The sequence below is a fragment of the Piscirickettsia salmonis LF-89 = ATCC VR-1361 genome (assembly GCF_000297215.2).
Lineage (GTDB): Bacteria > Pseudomonadota > Gammaproteobacteria > Piscirickettsiales > Piscirickettsiaceae > Piscirickettsia > Piscirickettsia salmonis.
Genome location: NZ_AMFF02000141.1, coordinates 1 through 1,726, shown reverse-complemented (window position 1 = coordinate 1,726; position 1,726 = coordinate 1). Strand labels below are relative to the sequence as shown.

The following is a 1,726-nucleotide window of genomic DNA, read 5'->3' as shown; positions in this document are numbered from 1 at the left end:
ATAAATTATTTGGATTAGCTGCTTAATTCTAAGGTAGCTAACACAAGAAAATAACCTTTCTGAAACTCACGATAACTTTTCGCAACAGTGCCGCAGAATATGTAGAAGCTTATATTCGTTATTACAATCATGACAGGCTTCATACAGCAAATGAATACCTGTCTCCCGTTAACTTTGAAAATTCTCGCAAGAAGGTGTCCTGTTTGACTTGATCAGAACATAGTACACCATACTCAAATCTAAATTTTTAGCAACAGTGTCCTTTTTAGTTAATTTTAAATAAAATTAATGTAAATAAATGATTTATATATTGATTAGGGAAGCATAAAAATAATATAAAGAACAATAATTATTACGAGATAGGTTTTTTATCAATGCCAAATATTTTGGATCAACTTTCACCTAAATATAATGAAACACAACTACGCAGTGCTACTAAAGACGCGACCAGTAATAGTTTAAAGCTTAATGCATTAAAAGATAGTCTCGAGAAAGAAATAAATTATTTCTTTGAAGATAGAAAAATAATTGACTCTTTAAGTCAGCCATTTTTCGAAAAAAGTGATGTTCACTTTTTTGAACATCATAGTTTATCTTTTCAGTCTGCATATAAAAAGTATAATAGCGTAAAAGATTTTTGTGAGGCAGCTTATAATGCTTTTGAAAAACCTGCTGTAAGTATACAAAAAAACCCACTTACAATTGAAAAAAAAAGATTAGCAATCTTAAATAAAAGAAGTTCATTAGTAAAGAATTCAAGGGAATCTGGGTGGCTATCTCGTTCTTCATCTCAAATTAGATCTCCATCTTTACCTCAAGAAGAGTCTCTAGTTAAATTACAGAGCGGTACCGAAAATTATTTTTTTAACTCAGATAAAATTACTCCTAAATCTCGCGGCCGTTCTCACAGACGTTCTCAGTCTTATAGTCAAGATCCATATATGTTTCTTTCTAGTAAGCCTTCTTAAGTTGAGGCTGCTATTCCACCTTTAAAGCAACCTGAATCCGATAATATGGGAGCAACAACGCAAGTTCTTGTCAGTAGTGTTACCTTTGAAATTAGAAAATATCGCGGTGATCTATTTGAAGGAAAAAGAAATCCATGTAAATTATTAATGGAGAGTGACAATGCCAAAAAATTTCAAAGAACAAATGAAGGCTGGATGTACCTTGCTATTGTGATGGATTTATATTCTAGAAAAATCATTGGTTATTCAATTAACAAGAGAATGACCACTCCATTAGTAATGAGTGCTATGGAAATGGCAATTAATTTACGCCAACCTGGCGAAGGTGCTCTTTTTTATGGTGATCGTGGCTCACAGTATACCAGCAAAAAGTATAGAAAACTGCTTTCAAAACACAAAATTGAAGCCTCCATGAGTAGTGTTGGTGCGTGTTTAGATAGTGCGCCTGTTGAGCATTTTTTTGGTAGCTTGAAGAATGAATGGTTGCTAAATGTTGTGCCTTTAACAAGGGAATCTATGGCAGAAGATGTAAAAGCTTATATTCGTTATTACAATCATGACAGGCTTCATACAGCAAATGAATACCTGTCTCCCGTTAACTTTGAAAATTCTCGCAAGAAGGTGTCCTGTTTGACTTGACCAGAGCAATGCGTATGGTTCAAAAAGGTCAATTACGTTATATTAAAAAACAGGATATCTTCGCCTAAAACCAGCTCATTGATAAATTATTTGGATTGGCTGCTTCATTCTAAGGCAGC

Annotated in this window: 2 protein-coding genes and 1 pseudogene; all 3 read left to right on the top strand. The window is 33.4% G+C overall.

Going from position 1 to position 1,726, the window contains the following annotated elements; genetic code table 11:
- Positions 1–50 precede the first annotated feature (50 nt).
- A complete protein-coding gene (locus C200_RS15120; RefSeq protein ID WP_080750132.1) occupies positions 51–212 on the top strand; it encodes an IS3 family transposase in 162 nt (53 codons plus the stop codon).
- A 162-nt stretch (positions 213–374) separates the two neighbouring features.
- Positions 375–968, top strand: coding sequence for a hypothetical protein (locus C200_RS12215; RefSeq protein WP_016212263.1), 594 nt, complete (start codon positions 375–377; stop codon positions 966–968).
- Between the two features lie 171 nt (positions 969–1,139).
- Positions 1,140–1,607, top strand: a pseudogene (locus C200_RS15115) (IS3 family transposase); the annotation flags it as partial.
- Positions 1,608–1,726 lie beyond the last annotated feature (119 nt).